This window comes from Planktotalea sp., from assembly GCF_018607965.1.
Lineage (GTDB): Bacteria > Pseudomonadota > Alphaproteobacteria > Rhodobacterales > Rhodobacteraceae > Planktotalea.
Window position 1 is genome coordinate 1 of record NZ_JABBAM010000070.1, and the last position, 2,700, is coordinate 2,700.

Sequence of the window (2,700 nt, forward strand, 5' to 3'; positions counted from 1 at the left end):
CGTGTTCCACTCCACCCGCAAGTGGTTCATCACCCAGTGTGAGCGCACAGGGGTCTCCGAGCACTTCACCGCAACACTTGTGGGACATCACTCCGCTAGGTCCGCCAATAAGCTGACCTACAGGCTGTACTCAGCAGGGATATCCGATGCGCAGAAGCGAGAGATTGTGGAAGGGGTGAGGCCGCCCCGAGGCCTAGACTGCTAAACGACAGCAATACTTAGCCCCCGCCCGGCTTCCCTTCGTGGGTAGTCAGGCGGGGGTATGACGACTGATTTTTTTTGTGGAAAGGCTCGAGCTAATGCAGACATTGATGCAAAGCCCGAGCCTCGGCCACAGGCATGCACTCATTCTGCTCAGTTGGAGTCGTAAAGCGGTTCGGATCGGTTCAGGTGGTCGCACAGTAATTTCTGCGCGCCAAGCAAATCGTCTCGCTCCATCAAATCAACAATATGTGCATGTTCGAGCAAGGTTGTATCCTCACGCCCCTGCCAATGAAGTACCGGTTTGTAATAGGCTGACAACCATGACAGCATCGCTTGCGTCACAGCTTGAATCAACGGGTTTTCTGTCAGCTTGGCGATCGCCACGTGAAAGGCGATATCAGCTTCGATGAACGCTCTTTCATGACCAAGCTTGCTGCGCTGATCCTCCACAAGAGCGCGAAGTTCTGAGATGCCCTCCGCTGTGCAGTGTTTGATTGCTATCTCGATCGACCCGGCTTCAAGGATTTTGCGGATCTGTTTGAGGTTTTCCAGATTGGACGGTTCGGTTGACAGAAGCAGTTTAGCAATGTCATCGACCTGATCAAAGGCAATGCCGGGCGTGAGCTTGTTCACACGGCTGCGTTCCCCATGAGCGATTGTGATCAGCCCCTTGTTTGCCATGGTTTGCAAGGCCTCGCGGACAGCAGGGCGACCCACGTTGAAGCGCTCCATCAGGGTCCGCTCCGATGGCATGGCATCCCCCGGAGACAGTTCTCCCGATTGTACCATCGCCCAAAGGCGATCGAACACTTGATCCGACAATTTTTGGCGTATGATCGGAGCGTCAACTTGATGAAGATCCGTCTTTGTACTCATGCTGTGCGGCCTCATTGCTTTCGTTATGCCAAGTTTCCCACATCTATAACCAGTTGACCAGTCAACCCCTTGATTAGTGCAAGAACAACGTGGTGATCTGAGGTACAAGCAGGATGAGCATCAAAACCGTGACCTGAATTGCAATGAAGGGCAGGAAGCTTCTGAATATCTGAGGCAGCGTGATATGGGCAGACGCCCGACCTCCTTGGATCAAGTGATCCGGTTTACGCTTGCTGCGATTTCGTCGTCATCGAAACAACGCAGCCAGTCGTCTTTCATCAGGACCGGAATCCCAAATTCAATTGCCTTATTGGCGGCGTCAGAAAAGACGCCCTGATGCTGGTCAAACATGACCGCACCCATGATGTTCATGTGACCCAACAGGAAGTCGCGGGCGCAATCATAAGATACGCCCTTCTTGACAACCTCATCCATTGCCATGCGCAGCACCTTCATCAATGAGCCATTGACCGTCTCGGACAAGCCGGGCTCCAGCAGAGCGAATTGCTTGAGCGTCACGCGGTGCGAGCGAACGACAGGCGCATAGATCGCTTTGCCGACACTTTTACCCACGGCGTAGTGCTCTTCAGGCCCCTGGATTAGGACGTTCACAATCCCCTGATCCGCAGAGATGCCACCAAAGTAATCCCGCCGCTCTTCAGTTGTGTTTTCGTTGTTCCAGATTGGAGGATGGCAGGGGTGGGACATGAAATAGGTGATGTCTGCACGCTCGGGCAAGTGGCCTGCAAAAGGCGCAGCACCATCAAGAACAAAGATCACCGCGCCAGACTTTACTTTGTCGATGATGCCATGGGCAACTTTGCCGATTACCGTGTCAGGAACAGCCAGCACAATGATGTCGGCCCCGTCGAGGGCGATATCAACGTCAACGCAGTCAATACCGTAAGCTTCGCGAACGGCGGCCTGCCCTGCCTCAGACACTTCAACATGCATGGTTTCGAATTCATCGGTTTTGGCGAGGTTCGCACCAAGGCGCATGCCCATTTTCCCGCCTGCACCAAACAAAGCTAGCTTTTTCATAAAAACCCCTTCCGTGATCCCCGCGGTTCGGGGGGATTTAATTGACAACTGGTATAATGAGTATCTAATCATGTTTTTATGTCAAATGCTTTTTATGCGATGAAGGGCGAAGGACGATGATGCAACCGAAAGACAGAGTGCGGGATGCCCCCCTGATTGCGTGGTATGCCGATGACTTCACGGGTGCCGCCGCGGTGATGGAGGTTTTAACCTTTGCCGGGCTGCCCGCGATGCTGTTTCTGGAGCCGCCGACGCAGGACCAGCTTGCTAAATACCCCGATCTCAAAGGGATCGGCGTAGCATCTACGGCGCGCGCACAATCGCCTCTGTGGATGGATGCAGAAATGCCAGGGATTTTCGCGCAGCTGGCCGCTCTTAAGCCGGCGCTCATGCATTATAAAGTGTGCTCCACACTGGATTCTTCGCCAAGCGTGGGATCCATCGGTCGCGCCATCGAGATCGGCGCGCGCACGTGCTCGCCCGCCGCTGTGCCAGTCATGATCGCCGCCCCACAGATGCGACGATACCAGTCTTTCGGGCATCTGTTTGCGGGCTTTGGTGACGCTGTATGCCGACTTG

3 protein-coding genes are annotated in these 2,700 nt (G+C 54.4%); 1 reads left to right on the forward strand and 2 read right to left on the reverse strand.

The genetic code is table 11. The features are described 5' to 3' along the window. Positions 1 to 354 precede the first annotated feature (354 nt). Together nanR and QZ279_RS07050 are read right to left on the reverse strand one after the other, a co-directional pair. Positions 355 to 1,095, reverse strand: a complete 741-nt coding sequence (nanR, locus tag QZ279_RS07045) for a transcriptional regulator NanR (protein WP_366513901.1) — start codon at positions 1,093 to 1,095, stop codon at positions 355 to 357. Between the two features lie 195 nt (positions 1,096 to 1,290). Then, positions 1,291 to 2,121, reverse strand: coding sequence for a phosphogluconate dehydrogenase C-terminal domain-containing protein (locus tag QZ279_RS07050; protein ID WP_293449549.1), 831 nt, complete (start codon positions 2,119 to 2,121; stop codon positions 1,291 to 1,293). A gap of 116 nt (positions 2,122 to 2,237) precedes the next feature. Here QZ279_RS07050 and QZ279_RS07055 point away from each other — a divergent pair. Then, the coding region (locus QZ279_RS07055; protein ID WP_293449551.1) for a four-carbon acid sugar kinase family protein at positions 2,238 to 2,700 on the forward strand (463 nt) is incomplete at its 3' end.

Bases quoted from the DNA above. Each gene is read 5' to 3' on its own strand.
- nanR (WP_366513901.1), bottom strand. From the start codon at position 1,095: ATGAGGCCGCACAGCATGAGTACAAAGACGGATCTTCATCAAGTTGAC.
- QZ279_RS07050 (WP_293449549.1), bottom strand. From the start codon at position 2,121: ATGAAAAAGCTAGCTTTGTTTGGTGCAGGCGGGAAAATGGGCATGCGC.